Consider the following 15,794-nt stretch of genomic DNA (forward strand, 5'->3'; position numbering starts at 1 on the left):
GGCAGTTTAGAGGCTTAATTAATCACACCTTTAGCCTATTGTCATCAGGCTGGCGTTACCCCCGGCCGCGGCAGTATTGACGCTCAGCGAGCGTTCAACATACAGGCGTTCCAGCAGCAGATTAGTTTCCCCGCGAGCAAAGCCCTGAACGGAGATAATCGCGCCATCGCGTGCTGCCACCTGCTGGCAAAGTTCGCGCAATTGGTCGGAATCTCCGTGGTAGATAACCGCGTCGAAATCGGCGTTGGCAATCTGCGCACTGGCCGCGAAACGGATGCGTTCGCTGACAGCTTTCGGCAGTTGCTTAGCCAAAGCACGTTGCAGGCTCTCTTCCGGCCACAGCACTTCGCTGCCGACAGCGGTGACGGCAGCCAGTTGTGCCAGCGCATCTTCTTCGTTATCGGCGAGACACAGCACGCGCTCGCGCGGCATCAGCGTCCAGGTATTACGTTCCCCGGTTGGGCCTGGAAGCAAACGCTGCGTCCCGGCCTGAGCCAGTTCGCCATAACGGTCGCACAAGGATTGAAGCGCAGGGCGATTGGCACCCCATTCACGCAGCGCACTCAGCGGCTGTTCCAGCAGCGTTTTCAGTTGGGCATCCACCGGGTGTTCTGCATCCTGGCGATTCAGCGTTGTCAGCAGAGCATCATCAGGACGGCTGGACAGCAGACGATAGAGATACATCGGGCCGCCAGCTTTCGGGCCGGTGCCGGACAAGCCTTCGCCGCCGAACGGCTGAACGCCAACCACCGCGCCGACCATATTGCGGTTCACGTACAGGTTGCCGACGTTCGCACTGCCCGTCACCTGCGCGATGGTCTCATCAATGCGGGTATGCACCCCAAGGGTCAGGCCGTAACCAGACGCATTGATTTGCCCGACTACTTTTTCCAGCTCGTTGCGGTTGTAGCGAACCACGTGCAGCACCGGCCCGAAGACTTCTTTTTGCAGTTCGTCGAAGCTCTCCAGCTCAATCAGCGTAGGCGGTACGAAGGTGCCGTGCGCCCACTCGCGGCGATCGTCGCTGTTATCACGAGCGCTCTGGAACACCGGGCGGCCTTTGGTACGTAAGGCCTGAATATGGCGCTCAATGTTGCCTTTGGCTTCAGCATCAATCACCGGACCAATGTCGGTTGTCATCCGGCCTGGGTTGCCCATACGGCATTCTGCCATCGCACCTTTGAGCATCGTCAGCGTGTGGTCGGCGATGTCTTCCTGCAAACATAGCACACGCAGGGCGGAGCAACGCTGTCCGGCGCTGTCGAAGGCCGACGCGAGTACGTCGATAACCACTTGTTCAGTCAGGGCTGAAGAATCGACGATCATCGCGTTCATCCCGCCTGTTTCCGCGATAAGCGGTGTCGGGCGGCCTTGAGGATCGAGACGCGTGGCGATATTACGCTGCAATAACGTGGCGACCTCGGTTGACCCTGTGAACATCACACCGCGCACGCGGTTGTCGGAAGTCAGCTGTGCGCCGACGGTTTCACCACGGCCAGGCAGCAACTGAACCACGCCCGCAGGTACGCCCGCTTCCAGCAGGATATTAATGCCCTGAGCGGCAATCAGCGGCGTTTGTTCGGCAGGTTTTGCCAGCACGCTGTTACCGGCAGCGAGCGCTGCGGCAATTTGTCCGGTGAAGATAGCCAGCGGGAAGTTCCACGGGCTGATACAAACCACCGGGCCCAGCGGACGGTGCGTTTCATTCGCGAAATCATTGCGAACCTGGCCCGCATAGTAGTGCAGGAAATCGACCGCCTCACGCACTTCGGCGATGGCATTCGAGAAGGTTTTCCCGGCTTCACGCACCAGAATGCCCATCAGCTGCTGCATCTGGCCTTCCATCAGCACGGCGGCGCGTTCAAGAATGGCGGCACGTTCCTGCGGTGGTGTGGCGAACCAGATAGGCGCGCTGTTCACGGCGTTTTCCAGCGCCTGCTCAACTTCCTGCTCAGTGGCATCCCGCGCATAACCGACGATATCTTTCGGCTCAGCCGGGTTAACTACCGGGCTCATGTCACCGTCGGCGGTCGGGTGTTCCAGAATCGGTTTGGCCTGCCACTTCTGCAACGCGCTGTTCAGCAGCGAAGAGGAGAGGGACGCCAGACGGTGTTCGTTCGCCAGATCCAGACCGGCAGAATTCGCACGGTCTTCGCCGTACAAATCACGCGGCAGAGGGATTTTCGGATGGGGTAATCCAGCCTGACCTTCCTGCTGCGCCATTTTCTCGACCGCAGAGACCGGGTCGGCGACCAGCTCATCCAGCGGCAGCGTGTTGTCGGCGATGCGGTTGACGAACGAAGTGTTCGCGCCGTTTTCCAGCAGGCGACGCACCAGGTACGCCAGCAGGGTTTCGTGCGTGCCGACCGGGGCATAGATGCGGCAAGGACGGTTCAGTTTGCCGTCGGCCACTTTGCCCACAACTTGCTCATACAGCGGTTCACCCATGCCGTGCAGGCACTGGAACTCGTACTGGCCCGGATAGTAGTTCTGGCCCGCCAGTTGATAAATTGCCGCCAGCGTGTGGGCGTTGTGCGTTGCGAACTGCGGGTAAATCAGGTTCGGCACGCCGAGCAGTTTTTTCGCACAGGCAAGGTAGGAGACGTCGGTGTACACCTTGCGGGTGTAGACCGGATAGCCTTCCAGGCCGTCCATTTGTGCGCGTTTGATTTCGCTGTCCCAGTAGGCGCCTTTCACCAGGCGGATCATCAGGCGGCGACGGCTGCGGGTGGCGAGATCGATAAGATAGTCGATCACGAACGGGCAGCGTTTCTGGTAGGCCTGAATCACGAAACCAATGCCGTTCCAGCCCGCCAGCTCTGGCTCGAAGCAGAGTTTTTCCAGCAGGTCGAGAGAGATTTCCAGACGGTCGGCTTCTTCGGCATCGATGTTAATGCCGATGTCGTACTGGCGGGCCAGCAGGGTCAGGGATTTCAGGCGTGGGTAAAGCTCTTCCATCACACGGTCGTACTGCGCGCGGCTGTAGCGCGGGTGTAGGGCGGAAAGTTTAATAGAGATGCCCGGGCCTTCATAAATGCCGCGGCCGTTGGAGGCTTTACCGATAGAATGGATCGCCTGCTGATAGGAAACCATGTACGCCTGCGCGTCGGCGGCGGTCAGCGCCGCTTCACCCAGCATGTCGTACGAGTAGCGGAAGCCTTTCTCTTCCAGTTTGCGGGCGTTGGCCAGCGCTTCGGAAATGGTTTCTCCGGTGACGAACTGCTCGCCCATCAGGCGCATCGCCATGTCCACACCTTTGCGGATCAGCGGTTCGCCGCTCTTACCGATAATGCGGTTCAGGGAGCGGGAGAGGCTGGCTTCGTTGTGGGTCGAGACCAGTTTACCGGTGAACAACAGGCCCCAGGTGGCGGCGTTGACGAACAGGGACGGGCTACGTCCAATGTGCGAATGCCAGTTGCCGTTGCTGATTTTGTCGCGGATCAGCGCATCACGCGTCGCTTTGTCCGGAATACGCAGCAGCGCTTCCGCCAGGCACATCAGCGCCACGCCTTCCTGAGAAGAAAGGGAAAACTCCTGCAACAGGCTTTGCACCATGCCGGCACGGCCGCTGGCGGTTTTCTGATTACGCAGTTTTTCAGCCAGTTGATAAGCCAGTTTGTGCGCCTGTTCGGCGATAGGCTGTGGCAGACGAGCCTGCTCCAGCAGCATCGGCACGGCATCGGTTTCGGCACGACGCCAGGCGGCGGTAATGGCTGAACGGGTGACGGACTGCGGCAGGATCTGCTCGGCGAAATCGAGGAATGGCTGGTGGTTTTCTTCCACCAGAACCGGGCCTTCATCGCTCTCATTGGCGGCCCCGGAAAGCAGCGCAGGCAGCTCCGGTAAGGCGTCTTCGTTTTCCAGTTTTTCCAGATAATTAAAAATGGCTTGTTTAATCAGCCAGTGTGGCGTGCGGTCGATGCGGGTGGCCGCGCTTTTAATACGTTCGCGCGTAGCGTCGTCAAGCTTAACACCCATAGTGGTGGTGCCCATGACAGAAACTCCTGTTGTGCGGTTGCTGCTTCGTTGGTTGCACAGAAATATCTACCATGTTGCAACTTTGTGCAACCGTGTTAAGTGTGACGCCGCCAGCAATCAGGAAAAGCGATGGCTTGTTAAAGGCTTTTAACAATAAAAAGCACGCTAAGAATAATGATTCTGCCCAGGTTTTATGCGGTGCTTAACACTTTTCGAAGGTGCAACCCGGAAAAGCGTGAGCGAGTGCAACCTATGGAAAATTGCTCTGTTTGCCGGGATGTAATATCTGTAAATGCAGTGTTAAATCGTTTGTGAATAAATTCCGCTTACGGCAGGATACCCCGCCCGTAATAAAGAACCTGATTCTTCGTTCCGGATTCAGGGTTAAAAAAGCGTTAACTGGAGAATGATTTATGGCTAGTACACCGATGGTGGTGACTTTTCTTATTTATATTTTAGGCATGATCCTGATTGGGTTTATTGCATGGCGTTCGACGAAAAACTTTGACGACTATATTCTCGGTGGCCGTAGCCTCGGGCCATTCGTCACCGCGTTGTCAGCGGGCGCATCGGATATGAGCGGCTGGCTGTTAATGGGTCTGCCGGGGGCCATTTTCATTTCTGGTATTTCCGAAAGCTGGATCGCCATTGGCCTGTGTGTTGGCGCATGGATTAACTGGAAACTGGTGGCCGGGCGTCTGCGTGTTCACACCGAAGCGAACAATAATGCGCTGACGCTGCCGGATTATTTCACTGGGCGTTTTGAAGATAACAGCCGCGTGCTGCGTATTATCTCCGCGCTGGTTATTCTGCTGTTCTTCACCATCTATTGTGCTTCCGGCATTGTGGCGGGAGCGCGTCTGTTTGAAAGCACTTTCGGCATGAGCTACGAAACTGCACTGTGGGCGGGCGCAGCGGCGACGATTCTGTACACCTTTATTGGTGGCTTCCTTGCGGTGAGCTGGACCGATACGGTTCAGGCGAGCCTGATGATTTTCGCCCTGATCCTGACGCCTGTGATTGTCATCTTGACCGTAGGCGGCTTCGGTGACTCCCTGGAAGTCATCAAGCAGAAAAGCATCGAAAACGTCGACATGCTGAAAGGCCTGAACTTCGTGGCGATCATCTCGCTGATGGGCTGGGGTCTGGGCTATTTCGGTCAGCCGCACATTCTGGCGCGTTTCATGGCGGCGGATTCCCACCACAGCATCGTGCATGCGCGTCGCATCAGCATGACCTGGATGATTTTGTGCCTGGCGGGGGCAGTGTCAGTGGGCTTCTTCGGGATTGCGTTCTTCACCAACAATCCGCAGCTGGCGGGCGCGGTGAACCAGAACAGCGAGCGAGTGTTTATCGAGCTGGCGCAAATTCTGTTTAACCCATGGGTCGCGGGTATTCTGCTGTCGGCGATTCTGGCGGCGGTCATGTCCACGCTGAGCTGCCAGCTGCTGGTCTGCTCAAGTGCAATTACCGAAGACCTGTACAAAGCCTTCCTGCGTAAAGGCGCGAGCCAAAAAGAACTGGTCTGGGTAGGGCGCCTGATGGTGCTGGCCGTGGCGCTGGTGGCGATTGCTCTGGCAGCCAACCCGGAAAACCGCGTACTGGGCCTGGTGAGCTACGCCTGGGCAGGCTTCGGTGCGGCATTTGGCCCGGTGGTGCTGTTCTCTGTGATGTGGTCACGCATGACACGCAACGGCGCACTGGCGGGCATGGTCATTGGTGCCGTAACGGTTATCGTCTGGAAACAGTTCGGCTGGCTTGGCCTGTATGAAATCATCCCAGGCTTCATCTTCGGCAGCATTGGGATTGTGGTGTTCAGCCTGCTGAGCAAAGCCCCGTCTGCGGCAATGCAGAAACGCTTTGCTGAAGCCGATGCGCATTATCATTCTGCGCCGCCGTCTAAGTTACAGGCAGAGTAATCTCACTAACCTCCTGAAGCCCGCTAACAAGCTGGCTTTTTTCTTGCTAATCGCCTGAAAATGCGCTGATATCTTTCGGCTTAAAAAAACAATGAGGATAGCAAACAATGAAATTCAACATGGGGTTCGCGGCCATCGCGCTGACAGTGGCATTGAGTGGGTGCACGGCTACCGCGCCGAAAACCACCGCTGACACGCAGAGCTGTAAAGCAGAAAACCAGATGCAGCAGACCACGCTCTATTTCGGCCTGAGCCGCCCGGCAGGGAAAGATATTACGTCTCAGGAGTGGCAGCAGTTTGTCGATCGTGACGTGACCCCGCGCTTTAAAGACGGCCTGACGGTGTTTGACGCGCGCGGGCAGTGGCTGGGCAATGACGGCACCGTCGCGCGTGAGCAGAGCAAAGCGCTGATGCTTGTTCACGGTAAAGATGCCCAGAGCGAAACGAATATTGAGGCGCTGAGAGGGATTTATAAATCCCGCTTTGCGCAGGAATCGGTGATGCGGGTCGATCAGCCGGTTTGCGTGCAGTTCTAAAAGAGAAAACGGCGGAGCACAATATCCGCCGTTTTATTTTGCAGGCCCGGTAAGGCGTTCGCCGCCACCGGGCAATCACAACCAGGTACGTCTCTTACAGAACCAGCCCCGCGAAACTCGCCGAAAGCAAGCTCACCAGCGTCGCGCCGTACACCAGGCGTAAACCAAAACGAGACACCGAATTACCCTGTTGCTCATTCAGGCCCTTGATTGCGCCCGCCACAATGCCGATTGAGGCGAAGTTGGCGAACGACACCAGGAACACCGACAGGATGCCCAGCCCGCGTGGCGTCATCTGCGCCGCAATTTTTTGCAGCTCGATCATGGCCACAAACTCGTTCGCAACGAGCTTCGTCGCCATGATGCTGCCCGCGTTCAGTGCATCGCTCAGAGGAATGCCAATCAGCCACGCCAGCGGGTAGAACACGTACCCGAGGATTTGCTGGAAGCTCAGGCCAAACACCAGTGAGAACAGCGCGTTCACGGCGCTAATCAGGGCAATAAAGCCAATCAGCATCGCCAGAATAATCATCGCCACTTTGAAGCCGGCAAGAATATATTCGCCCAGCATTTCAAAGAAGCTCTGTGATTCGTGCATCTTCTCAAGCTTAATTTCAGCCTCGGCATCCGGACGCGTGGGGTTAATAACAGACAGCACGATAAAGGTGCTGAACATATTAAGCACCAGCGCCGCCACGACATATTTCGCGTCGAGCATCGTCATATATGCGCCGACAATCGACAGGGAAACGGTCGACATCGCGGTAGCCGCCATCGTGAACAGGCGACGAGAGGAAAGGTCGCCCAGCACGCCCTTGTACGCGATGAAGTTTTCAGACTGACCGAGGATCAGCGAACTCACGGCGTTAAAGGATTCCAGCTTGCCCATGCCGTTAACTTTCGACAGCAGCGTGCCAATAATGCGGATAAAAATCGGCAGAATGCGCCAGTGCTGAAGAATACCAATCAGCGCGGAAATAAAAATAATCGGGCACAGCACGCCAAGGAAAATAAACGCCAGGCCTTTTTGGCTCATGCCACCAAACACAAAGTCGCTGCCTTCGGCTGAGAATTTCAGCAGAGATTCAAAGACCCCGGAGATGGCTTTAATCAGCGTTAAGCCGCTTTCCGCGTGCAGGAAAAAGAAGGCCAGAACGATTTCAATCACGATGAGTTGCAGGATGTAGCGAATACGAATGGTTTTGCGGTCAAAACTGACCAGCCAGGCGAGCGCGAGGATCACCACAAGCGCCAGCAGGAAGTGAAGAAAAGTAGCCATTTCATTTATTTTGCAGGTAAACGGGGCACATATTTAGCCACAGCGCGGCGGCAACGTAAAGATTACCTGTTAATGGCACGGGATTAAATGCTTCGCCTGATAACGATATCCGGCGCAACTTTTTACAACCTGACATCATTCTGCGCACATTTCACTTGTGTTTCTTTTCGTCGTAATGATAATCACTATCACTCACATTTACGAAACTTTGCATCGATTGACTGCGGTTCACACTGAAGGGTTTCAGGCATGTTTGTTCCATTTCTCATTATGTTACGCGAAGGGCTGGAGGCGGCGCTGATTGTCAGCCTGATTGCCAGCTATCTGAAACGCACGCAGCGGGGCCGCTGGATCGGTGTGATGTGGATTGGCGTGTTCCTCGCCGCCGTGCTGTGCCTGGGTCTGGGCATTTTCATCAACGAAACCACCGGCGAATTTCCGCAGAAAGAGCAGGAGATGTTCGAGGGGATCGTGGCGGTTATCGCGGTCTTTATCCTCACCTGGATGGTGTTCTGGATGCGCAAAGTGTCGCGCAACGTGAAGAAACAGCTGGAAGAGGCGGTGGATAACGCGTTGCAGAAGGGCAATAACCACGGCTGGGCGCTGATCCTGATGGTCTTTTTCGCCGTCGCGCGTGAAGGGCTGGAGTCTGTGTTTTTCCTGCTGGCGGCATTCCAGCAAGATCTCGGGATCTGGCCTCCGCTTGGCGCGATGCTGGGCCTCGCCACTGCCGTGGTACTGGGCTTTATGATCTACTGGGGCGGCATTCGCCTGAACCTGGGCGCGTTCTTCAAATGGACCAGCTTGTTTATTTTGCTGGTGGCTGCCGGGCTTGCGGCGGGTGCCATTCGCGCATTCCATGAAGCAGGCCTGTGGAACCACTTCCAGGATGTGGCGTTCGACCTCAGCAACACCTTGTCGACACACACGCTGTTCGGGACGCTGCTCGAAGGTATCTTCGGCTACCAGGAAGCGCCAAGCGTCAGCGAAGTGGCGGTCTACTTTATCTATCTGATTCCGGCGTTGGTGCTGTTTGCGCTCCCGCCGCGTGTGGCTTCGGCACCTTCGCGTAGCGCACCATAATTGCTTAATAAGTTACAACTTACTTTTTGAAAGGGATGGGTCATGACGATTAATTTCCGCCGTAGTGCGCTGCAGCTGGGTATCGCTGCGCTGTTCTCTTCTGCTTTTTATGCTCAGGCTGCCGACGTTCCGCAGGTGAAAGTCACGGTCAACGACAAACAGTGTGAGCCAATGAGCATCACCGTGAACGCGGGCAAAACCCAGTTCATCATCCAGAACCACAGCCAGAAAGCGCTGGAGTGGGAGATTCTCAAAGGCGTGATGGTGGTGGAAGAGCGCGAAAACATCGCGCCAGGCTTCACCCAGAAACTGACCGCAAATTTGCAGCCGGGCGAGTATGAAATGACCTGCGGCCTGCTGACCAATCCGAAAGGCAAGCTGACGGTGAAGGGTGAAGCGACTGCCGATGCCGCTAAAGCGAATGCGGTGTTGAGCCTGGGCGAAGCGATCACCGCTTACAAAGCCTACGTGACGGCAGAAACCGCCGGGCTGGTCAAAGGGACTCAGGCCTTTACCGATGCGGTGAAAGCCGGGGACATCGAAAAAGCGAAAGCCCTGTACGCGCCAACCCGTCAGCACTACGAGCGTATCGAACCTATCGCTGAACTGTTCTCCGATCTCGACGGCAGCATTGATGCCCGTGAAGACGACTACGAGAAGAAAGCCGAAGATCCGAAATTCACCGGTTTCCACCGTCTGGAGAAAGCGCTGTTTGGCGATAACTCCACGAAAGGGATGGAAAACTACGCCACCCAGTTGAACAGCGACGTGCTGGAGCTGCAAAAACGCATCAGCGAGCTGGCCTTCCCACCGTCAAAAGTGGTGGGTGGCGCTGCAGGGCTTATCGAAGAAGTCGCGGCCAGTAAGATCAGCGGTGAAGAAGACCGTTACAGCCACACCGATCTGTGGGACTTCCAGGCCAACGTCGATGGCGCCCAGAAAATTGTCGACCTGCTGCGTCCTCAGTTGCAGAAAGAAAACAGCGCGCTGCTGGCAAAAGTGGACGCCAACTTTAAGAAGGTCGACACCATTCTGGCGAAGTACAAGACCAAAGACGGCTATGAGACTTACGACAAGCTGACCGACGCCGATCGCAATGCACTGAAAGGGCCGATCACTACGCTTGCAGAAGATCTGGCGCAGCTTCGCGGAATTCTCGGACTGGACTAAGAGTCATGGCAGACAGCAAACAGCGCGACGTGACCGAGCCGTCCCGTCGTCGCTTACTGAAAAATATTGGCGCGCTGGGAGGCGCGCTGGCGCTGACCGGGGGTTGCCCGGTCGCCCATGCGGCAAAACCGCAAAGTGCGCCGGGGACACTGTCTCCGGACGCGCGCATGGAGACGCAGCCGTTTCATGGTCTGCATCAGGCGGGCGTGCTGACCCCACAGCAGGCTTCCATGATGATTGTCGCTTTCGATGTGCTTGCGAGCGATAAAGAGGACTTACAGCGCCTGTTTAAGCTGCTGACCGACAGAATAACGTTTCTGACCACGGGAGGCCCGGCTCCGGACACGCCCAACCCACGTCTTCCGCCGATGGATTCAGGTATTCTCGGGCCGTATATCGCCCCGGATAATCTGACTATCACTGTTTCGGTCGGACATTCGCTGTTTGATGAGCGTTTTGGCCTGGCTGATAAAGCCCCTAAAAAGCTCCAGCGCATGACGCGTTTCCCCAATGACTCGCTGGATGCCGCGCTTTGCCACGGTGACCTGTTGCTGCAAATTTGCGCCAATACTCAGGACACCGTGATTCACGCGCTGCGCGATATTATCAAGCACTCGCCGGATTTGCTCAGCGTGCGCTGGAAGCGGGAAGGGTTTATCTCTGACCACGCTGCGCGCAGCAAAGGCAAAGAAACTCCGGTCAATCTGCTGGGCTTTAAAGATGGCACGGCAAACCCTGACAGCAGCAATGCCAATCTGATGGACAACATCGTCTGGGTGACTGAAGGGCAGGGTGAACCCGCCTGGAGCGTCGGCGGCTCTTATCAGGCCGTGCGTATCATTCAGTTTCATGTGGAGTTCTGGGATCGCACGCCGCTCCAAGAGCAGCAGACGATTTTCGGTCGCGATAAGCACTCAGGTGCGCCGCTCGGCATGAAGCATGAACACGATGTGCCGGATTACGCCAAAGACCCGAACGGAGACGTTATCGCGCTGGATAGCCATATTCGTCTGGCCAACCCGCGGACCCCGGAAACGGAGTCCAGCCTGATGATGCGCCGTGGCTACAGCTACTCACTGGGGGTGACCAACTCCGGGCAGCTGGAAATGGGGTTGCTGTTTGTCTGCTATCAGCATGACCTGGAGAAAGGCTTCCTGACCGTGCAAAAACGGCTGAATGGCGAAGCGCTTGAGGAGTACATCAAGCCTATCGGCGGCGGCTACTTCTTTGTTTTACCGGGTGTAAAAGACGCTAAAGGTTATCTCGCGCAGTCTCTGCTGGAAGCCTGAATCATCTTAATGATGCCCGGTGGCGCTAGCGCTTACCGGGCCTACAACCCCTTACCCGTCAACATTGTAGGCCCGTGCAAACGCAGTGCCGCCGGGCAAAATACAACCTGAGGTCAATAATTTCCTGCCTTATTGTTTCATCCGGTCACAATTTTCCCTTCGCAGTATTATCATTTTTTCCTCTTTGCAGGTCTTTGAAATATTTGTGTAATATTTCTGTCAGATGCTGGTTGTGGCTGTAATGGGAATCACCAGTTATCTTTAAGTAAAAAATATGTTGCATTAATGCTAATTGTTGATGTACTTATTAGAAAAGCGGTAGTTCCCGGCAGTGATGGTTCACTTAGGAGATCGCTAATGACAGGGTCCTGTACTGGACAGAAAAGCAAACATAACCGCACGACCCAGCGCGGAGGCGACACCTCCGGCAGCGATTTCCTCACCACTAAATTCTCCTCTCCAGCAATAACTCATGAGTTTACCGATGTGATGCGCGGTGCGCGTAGTCGCGTCATCACGTCAAATCAACCGGCAAGCAATGGCTTACAAGGAAGCCAAACCTCAGACGTTCGTGCGCATAATCGTGCCGACAGGGGCACGTGTAATGTTGACCAACAACTCAAGGTGCTATCCATGGGAAGACAAAAAGCAGTGATCAAAGCTCGTCGCGAAGCAAAACGTGTGCTGAGACGGGATTCACGGAGCCATAAACAACGTGAAGAAGAATCGGTCACCTCGCTTGTGCAGATGAGTGGCGTAGAAGCAATTGGCATGGCGCGGGACAGCCGTGATCATTCTCCAATTGAAGCTCGCAATGAAGCTCAGGCGCACTACCTGAATGCTATCGAGAGTAAACAATTGATTTTCGCCACCGGTGAAGCAGGGTGTGGGAAGACCTGGATCAGCGCGGCGAAAGCGGCAGAAGCCCTGATTCATAAGGATGTGGACAGGATAATCGTGACCCGTCCGGTTCTGCAGGCCGATGAAGATCTTGGCTTCTTACCCGGAGACATATCCGAGAAGTTTGCACCTTATTTCCGCCCGGTATACGACGTGCTGGTGAGAAGATTGGGGGCATCCTTCATGCAATACTGCCTGCGCCCGGAGATTGGCAAGGTGGAGATCGCGCCGTTCGCCTATATGCGCGGACGTACATTTGAAAATGCAGTCGTGATTCTGGACGAGGCCCAGAACGTGACCGCCGCGCAAATGAAGATGTTCCTGACGCGCCTCGGGGAGAACGTGACCGTCATCGTCAATGGCGACATTACCCAGTGTGATCTTCCACGGGGTGTCCAGTCCGGCCTGAGCGATGCGCTGGCACGTTTTGAAGAGGACGAGATGATCGGTATCGTCCGCTTTACCTCTGATGACTGCGTGCGATCCGCGCTCTGCCAGCGTACGTTACACGCCTACAACTGAGTGTTGCATTCCTTGATAACAAAGCCCGGGAAACCGGGCTTTGCTGTAGTTGCAATTCGGGAAGATTGCCTGATGATCAGGCCTGCACCAGACTGGGGATTCTGTAGGTCAGGCAAGCGTAGCGCCACCTGACAAATCGGAGGGAGGATGACTCGGCCCATCCACAGGCGAAAAGAAGAGCTCGTACTTTCGTACGAGCTCTTCTTCAAATATGGCGGTGAGGGGGACTGCAACGAATGCATCCTATATAGTCCCACTATGTAGTTCAATGCCATGATTCATAATCTATTTTTTCAAAATGCGATCCTGGTTTATCCATAACTATCCTGGTAAAGCGTGTTATTCATGGCATACCGAAATGGTCTGCGTTGTCGGGAGGATGCGTGATCTGATCCTTCAACTCAGCAAAAGTTCGATTTATTCAACAAAGCCGATGCAACACCCCGGCACGACAGGATTTCCCCTGCGCCGGGGTTCTTTTTTTACAGGTAATTAAAGGCGCGTGAAGCCCTGAGCTATTCCGGCAACTGCCAGTCCGGCCGGGCAAAATGGCAGGTGTAACCATTCGGATTACGCTGCAGATAGTTCTGGTGTTCCGCTTCTGCGGACCAGAATGCTGATGCTTTTTCCACCTCCGTCACAATCACGCCAGGCCAGATGCCGGATTCATCCATCTCGTGGATAAGCTGGTTGGCCTCAACCCTCTGCTCTTCGGTTGTCCAAAATACGGCCGAACGGTAGCTGGAGCCGATATCATTGCCCTGACGACGCACGGTGGTCGGGTCATGGATTTGAAAAAAGAACTTCAGCAGCTCCCGGTAGCTCAGTTGGTCAGGTGTAAAGATGACCCTGATGGCTTCGGCATGGCCGGGATGATACTGATACGTGGGATTGTCATTCCGTCCACCGGTGTAACCCACTTCGGTGCTGATAACCCCATCGAGGTTGCGAATAAGCTCCTGGACACCCCAGAAGCAGCCGCCAGCAAGGATCGCCGTGTTAGTTTTCATGTTGACCTCCGGTTTCAAATAAGGACAGGAATTCTCCGTATCCTTCTGTGGCTAAAGATATTTTTGGGATAAAGCGTAAGGCGGCGGAATTGATGCAGTAGCGAAGCCCGCCGCTTTCCTGTGGCCCGTCCGGGAATACATGCCCCAGATGGCTGTCGCCGTGGCGGGAGCGCACTTCGGTGCGCACCATGCCGTGGCTGACGTCGCTCAGATTACGGACGTTATTGTCCACCGGGCGAGTGAATGCAGGCCAGCCGCAGCCGGAATTAAACTTATCTTTTGAGGTAAACAGCGGTTCGCCGGAAACAATGTCCACGTACAGCCCATCCTCAAAATGGTCGTCGTATTCCCCGGTAAACGGGCGTTCGGTAGCGTTTTTCTGCGTGACGTTAAACTGCAACTCTGCCAGTGCCTGAAGAGCTTGCGGGTCTTTTTTATACTGTCTGCTCATTGTGTTCTCCTTGCGAATGTCATTCCTCGGGACGGATCCTGCTCATGAGATACCCTCCGCAAAATCAGCATGCGTCGCAGGTCATGTCGCAGAAGCACCAGTCCGGCACCAATCAACAGAACATCCTTGATGATGAAGCTGTCGATACGACCCAGCTGTGGCAACAGGCTCAGGGTGACAATGCCGGTCGCCATCACCATGACCGCGCCCACAGCACCGGCGAGAGGACGGAAGAAACCGGTAATCAGCGCCAGCAGGGTGATATTTTCCACCACGCCGAGCCCGTAGCTGAGTCCCTGAACGCCCACCGCCGGATACAGCGCCCCGAGCCAGGTGCCCGGTAGCAGGTGGTGCAGAGCGTCGGCTTCAAACGCGAACCATTTATAGGTGCCAAACAGGGCGAAGATGAAGATGACCGACAGGCGCAGGGCAGTGATATCGAGGCCTGCCGTCTGGCGAAGTACCCGGTGCAGCAATGTGTTGAAGGTGGCGTTTTTCATGGTGTGCATCCTGTTATTTTTCGTTTTTTTCACGCGAACAGTGTGGCGCGGGCATGGATGAAGCGGGCCTGCTGAAGGTCTGAAATCAGATAACCGGCGGCACCGTGTTCGAGGGCTTCGCGGATGACCTCTTTTTCCAGCTCGTCGACGGAAGATACCCAGCCGATGGAGAGTGTGTGAACCGGCACCAGGTCGGCTTTTTGTTCTTCAGTCAGGTCAGATTTGATGATGACCGGGCCATGAGGTTTACGGGTAAAGATGGCGATAACGTCGTTGATAAGTGCTTTCATGGTGATTACCCCTGTAGGTCGGTTATGTTTTGTTTTTGTGTTGCCGTGTTGTTAATGTTAAATCTACCTACCAGTAGATAGATTGGCAAGGATAAATTTCACGCATCGGTAAAAATGTGACGAATGTCACTTTATCGTCGTGAGGGAAACAAAAAGCCCGCATCTGCGGGCCGGGGGATTAAGGCGGGAAAGACTACGGACGGCAGAGCAGTTGCATAAGGGCATTCATAGTGCGGCTACAGGCATCATGAGGCGGGATGCGGTTGAGCATCAGGGCCCCTTTAATCGCACTGCCAATGATGATGGCCACATCTGTCGGCGCGGAGCTGAACACAAGTTCGCCGCTCTCGCGGCCTGAAATCAGCACGTCCGTCAGAATTCGCAGGTCGGTTTGTGCCAGTCGTGTGGTGGCGTCCTGAAGTGAGGTTTCGAAGGCCGCGCTGTCGGAGAGCATGGCATGGATACCGCACATCTGCCCCTGGTCGGCACATTTCAGGAAGGCGTCCATATACCCCTGCAGGCGGGCTTTTCCGGCCGGAAGCTGCTGCAACGCCGCTTCCAGACTCAGCAAGCCTGCCTCTTTAAATTCACAGTAGGCAATGCCGAGGTCTGTTTTGGTCTGGAAATGATAATGAATACTGGCCTTGCGTATCCCCAGCCCTTCGGCGAGGTCAGCATAGCTGAAACCCTGATAACCATTTTTCTGAATAAGGGTGTCAGTCAGCGCGATCAGACTGTCTTGCGTGGACATGGTGTTTCTCCTGGCATGTGAGTGCCGTCGTCTCAGTCAATGCAATAAAGCCCGGAGGCGGCGGCATCCGGGCAAAGTGTTTCAGTGGAATTTTACAGGCACAGCCGTCGGTTACT

The 15,794-nt window shown here is 55.4% G+C and carries 13 protein-coding genes; 6 read left to right on the forward strand and 7 right to left on the reverse strand.

The genetic code is table 11. The features are described 5' to 3' along the window. Positions 1–30: 30 nt before the first annotated feature. Positions 31–3,993 carry a trifunctional transcriptional regulator/proline dehydrogenase/L-glutamate gamma-semialdehyde dehydrogenase gene (gene putA, locus ACRCWW_RS06355; RefSeq protein ID WP_438681652.1) on the reverse strand — a complete coding sequence of 1,321 codons (3,963 nt, stop codon included), beginning with the start codon at positions 3,991–3,993 and terminating at the stop codon, positions 31–33. Between the two features lie 398 nt (positions 3,994–4,391). Between putA and putP the strand changes: the two genes are divergently transcribed. Then, positions 4,392–5,897: a sodium/proline symporter PutP gene (gene putP, locus ACRCWW_RS06360; protein ID WP_438681653.1), complete on the forward strand. Its 1,506-nt coding sequence runs from the start codon at positions 4,392–4,394 to the stop codon at positions 5,895–5,897. Between the two features lie 107 nt (positions 5,898–6,004). Next, positions 6,005–6,433 carry a DUF3574 domain-containing protein gene (locus tag ACRCWW_RS06365; RefSeq protein ID WP_438681654.1) on the forward strand — a complete coding sequence of 143 codons (429 nt, stop codon included), beginning with the start codon at positions 6,005–6,007 and terminating at the stop codon, positions 6,431–6,433. Between the two features lie 94 nt (positions 6,434–6,527). Here the strand turns inward: ACRCWW_RS06365 and ACRCWW_RS06370 are convergent, their stop codons facing one another. After that, positions 6,528–7,712: a NupC/NupG family nucleoside CNT transporter gene (locus tag ACRCWW_RS06370; RefSeq protein WP_438681655.1), complete on the reverse strand. Its 1,185-nt coding sequence runs from the start codon at positions 7,710–7,712 to the stop codon at positions 6,528–6,530. Positions 7,713–7,961: 249 nt separating this feature from the next. On the opposite strand from ACRCWW_RS06370, the gene efeU reads away from it, so the two are divergent. The 4 genes from efeU to phoH all read left to right on the forward strand — a co-directional run bounded on the left by efeU (position 7,962) and on the right by phoH (position 12,676). Continuing rightward, on the forward strand, positions 7,962–8,795 hold the full coding sequence (gene efeU / locus ACRCWW_RS06375) for an iron uptake transporter permease EfeU (RefSeq protein WP_438681656.1): 834 nt from the start codon (positions 7,962–7,964) through the stop codon (positions 8,793–8,795). 42 nt (positions 8,796–8,837) lie between these two features. Further along, positions 8,838–9,965 carry an iron uptake system protein EfeO gene (gene efeO, locus ACRCWW_RS06380; protein WP_438681657.1) on the forward strand — a complete coding sequence of 376 codons (1,128 nt, stop codon included), beginning with the start codon at positions 8,838–8,840 and terminating at the stop codon, positions 9,963–9,965. Between the two features lie 5 nt (positions 9,966–9,970). Beyond that, on the forward strand, positions 9,971–11,254 hold the full coding sequence (gene efeB, locus ACRCWW_RS06385; RefSeq protein ID WP_438681658.1) for an iron uptake transporter deferrochelatase/peroxidase subunit: 1,284 nt from the start codon (positions 9,971–9,973) through the stop codon (positions 11,252–11,254). 633 nt (positions 11,255–11,887) lie between these two features. Continuing rightward, positions 11,888–12,676: a phosphate starvation-inducible protein PhoH gene (phoH, locus tag ACRCWW_RS06390; RefSeq protein WP_438681666.1), complete on the forward strand. Its 789-nt coding sequence runs from the start codon at positions 11,888–11,890 to the stop codon at positions 12,674–12,676. Between the two features lie 515 nt (positions 12,677–13,191). Here phoH and msrA read toward each other — a convergent pair. From msrA to ACRCWW_RS06415, 5 genes are all read right to left on the reverse strand, one after another. Then, positions 13,192–13,686, reverse strand: a complete 495-nt coding sequence (gene msrA / locus ACRCWW_RS06395; protein ID WP_438681659.1) for a peptide-methionine (S)-S-oxide reductase MsrA — start codon at positions 13,684–13,686, stop codon at positions 13,192–13,194. Continuing rightward, complete coding sequence (gene msrB, locus ACRCWW_RS06400; RefSeq protein WP_438681660.1) at positions 13,676–14,137, reverse strand: peptide-methionine (R)-S-oxide reductase MsrB; 462 nt, start codon at positions 14,135–14,137, stop codon at positions 13,676–13,678. The genes msrA and msrB overlap by 11 nt, the downstream gene beginning before the upstream one ends. Next, entirely contained in the window at positions 14,134–14,637 is a 504-nt protein-coding gene (locus ACRCWW_RS06405; RefSeq protein ID WP_438681661.1) for a DUF417 family protein, read from the reverse strand. Before ACRCWW_RS06405 ends, msrB begins: the two co-directional genes overlap by 4 nt. A gap of 29 nt (positions 14,638–14,666) precedes the next feature. Beyond that, the gene (locus ACRCWW_RS06410) at positions 14,667–14,927 is read right to left on the reverse strand and encodes a DUF1471 domain-containing protein (protein WP_438681662.1); all 261 of its coding nucleotides are present in this window, start codon (positions 14,925–14,927) and stop codon (positions 14,667–14,669) included. 193 nt (positions 14,928–15,120) lie between these two features. After that, positions 15,121–15,678 carry a TetR/AcrR family transcriptional regulator gene (locus ACRCWW_RS06415; RefSeq protein ID WP_438681663.1) on the reverse strand — a complete coding sequence of 186 codons (558 nt, stop codon included), beginning with the start codon at positions 15,676–15,678 and terminating at the stop codon, positions 15,121–15,123. Positions 15,679–15,794 lie beyond the last annotated feature (116 nt).

Source organism: Scandinavium sp., from assembly GCF_051650185.1.
In the GTDB taxonomy this organism is placed as follows: domain Bacteria; phylum Pseudomonadota; class Gammaproteobacteria; order Enterobacterales; family Enterobacteriaceae; genus Scandinavium.

Excerpts from the sequence above, each read along its gene's own strand:
- efeU (WP_438681656.1), top strand. The coding sequence starts at position 7,962 with ATGTTTGTTCCATTTCTCATTATGTTACGCGAAGGGCTGGAGGCGGCG.
- phoH (WP_438681666.1), top strand. The coding sequence starts at position 11,888 with ATGGGAAGACAAAAAGCAGTGATCAAAGCTCGTCGCGAAGCAAAACGT.
- ACRCWW_RS06365 (WP_438681654.1), top strand. The coding sequence starts at position 6,005 with ATGAAATTCAACATGGGGTTCGCGGCCATCGCGCTGACAGTGGCATTG.
- ACRCWW_RS06405 (WP_438681661.1), bottom strand. The coding sequence starts at position 14,637 with ATGAAAAACGCCACCTTCAACACATTGCTGCACCGGGTACTTCGCCAG.
- msrA (WP_438681659.1), bottom strand. The coding sequence starts at position 13,686 with ATGAAAACTAACACGGCGATCCTTGCTGGCGGCTGCTTCTGGGGTGTC.
- efeO (WP_438681657.1), top strand. The coding sequence starts at position 8,838 with ATGACGATTAATTTCCGCCGTAGTGCGCTGCAGCTGGGTATCGCTGCG.
- efeB (WP_438681658.1), top strand. The coding sequence starts at position 9,971 with ATGGCAGACAGCAAACAGCGCGACGTGACCGAGCCGTCCCGTCGTCGC.
- msrB (WP_438681660.1), bottom strand. The coding sequence starts at position 14,137 with ATGAGCAGACAGTATAAAAAAGACCCGCAAGCTCTTCAGGCACTGGCA.
- putP (WP_438681653.1), top strand. The coding sequence starts at position 4,392 with ATGGCTAGTACACCGATGGTGGTGACTTTTCTTATTTATATTTTAGGC.
- ACRCWW_RS06410 (WP_438681662.1), bottom strand. The coding sequence starts at position 14,927 with ATGAAAGCACTTATCAACGACGTTATCGCCATCTTTACCCGTAAACCT.
- ACRCWW_RS06415 (WP_438681663.1), bottom strand. The coding sequence starts at position 15,678 with ATGTCCACGCAAGACAGTCTGATCGCGCTGACTGACACCCTTATTCAG.
- ACRCWW_RS06370 (WP_438681655.1), bottom strand. The coding sequence starts at position 7,712 with ATGGCTACTTTTCTTCACTTCCTGCTGGCGCTTGTGGTGATCCTCGCG.
- putA (WP_438681652.1), bottom strand. The coding sequence starts at position 3,993 with ATGGGCACCACCACTATGGGTGTTAAGCTTGACGACGCTACGCGCGAA.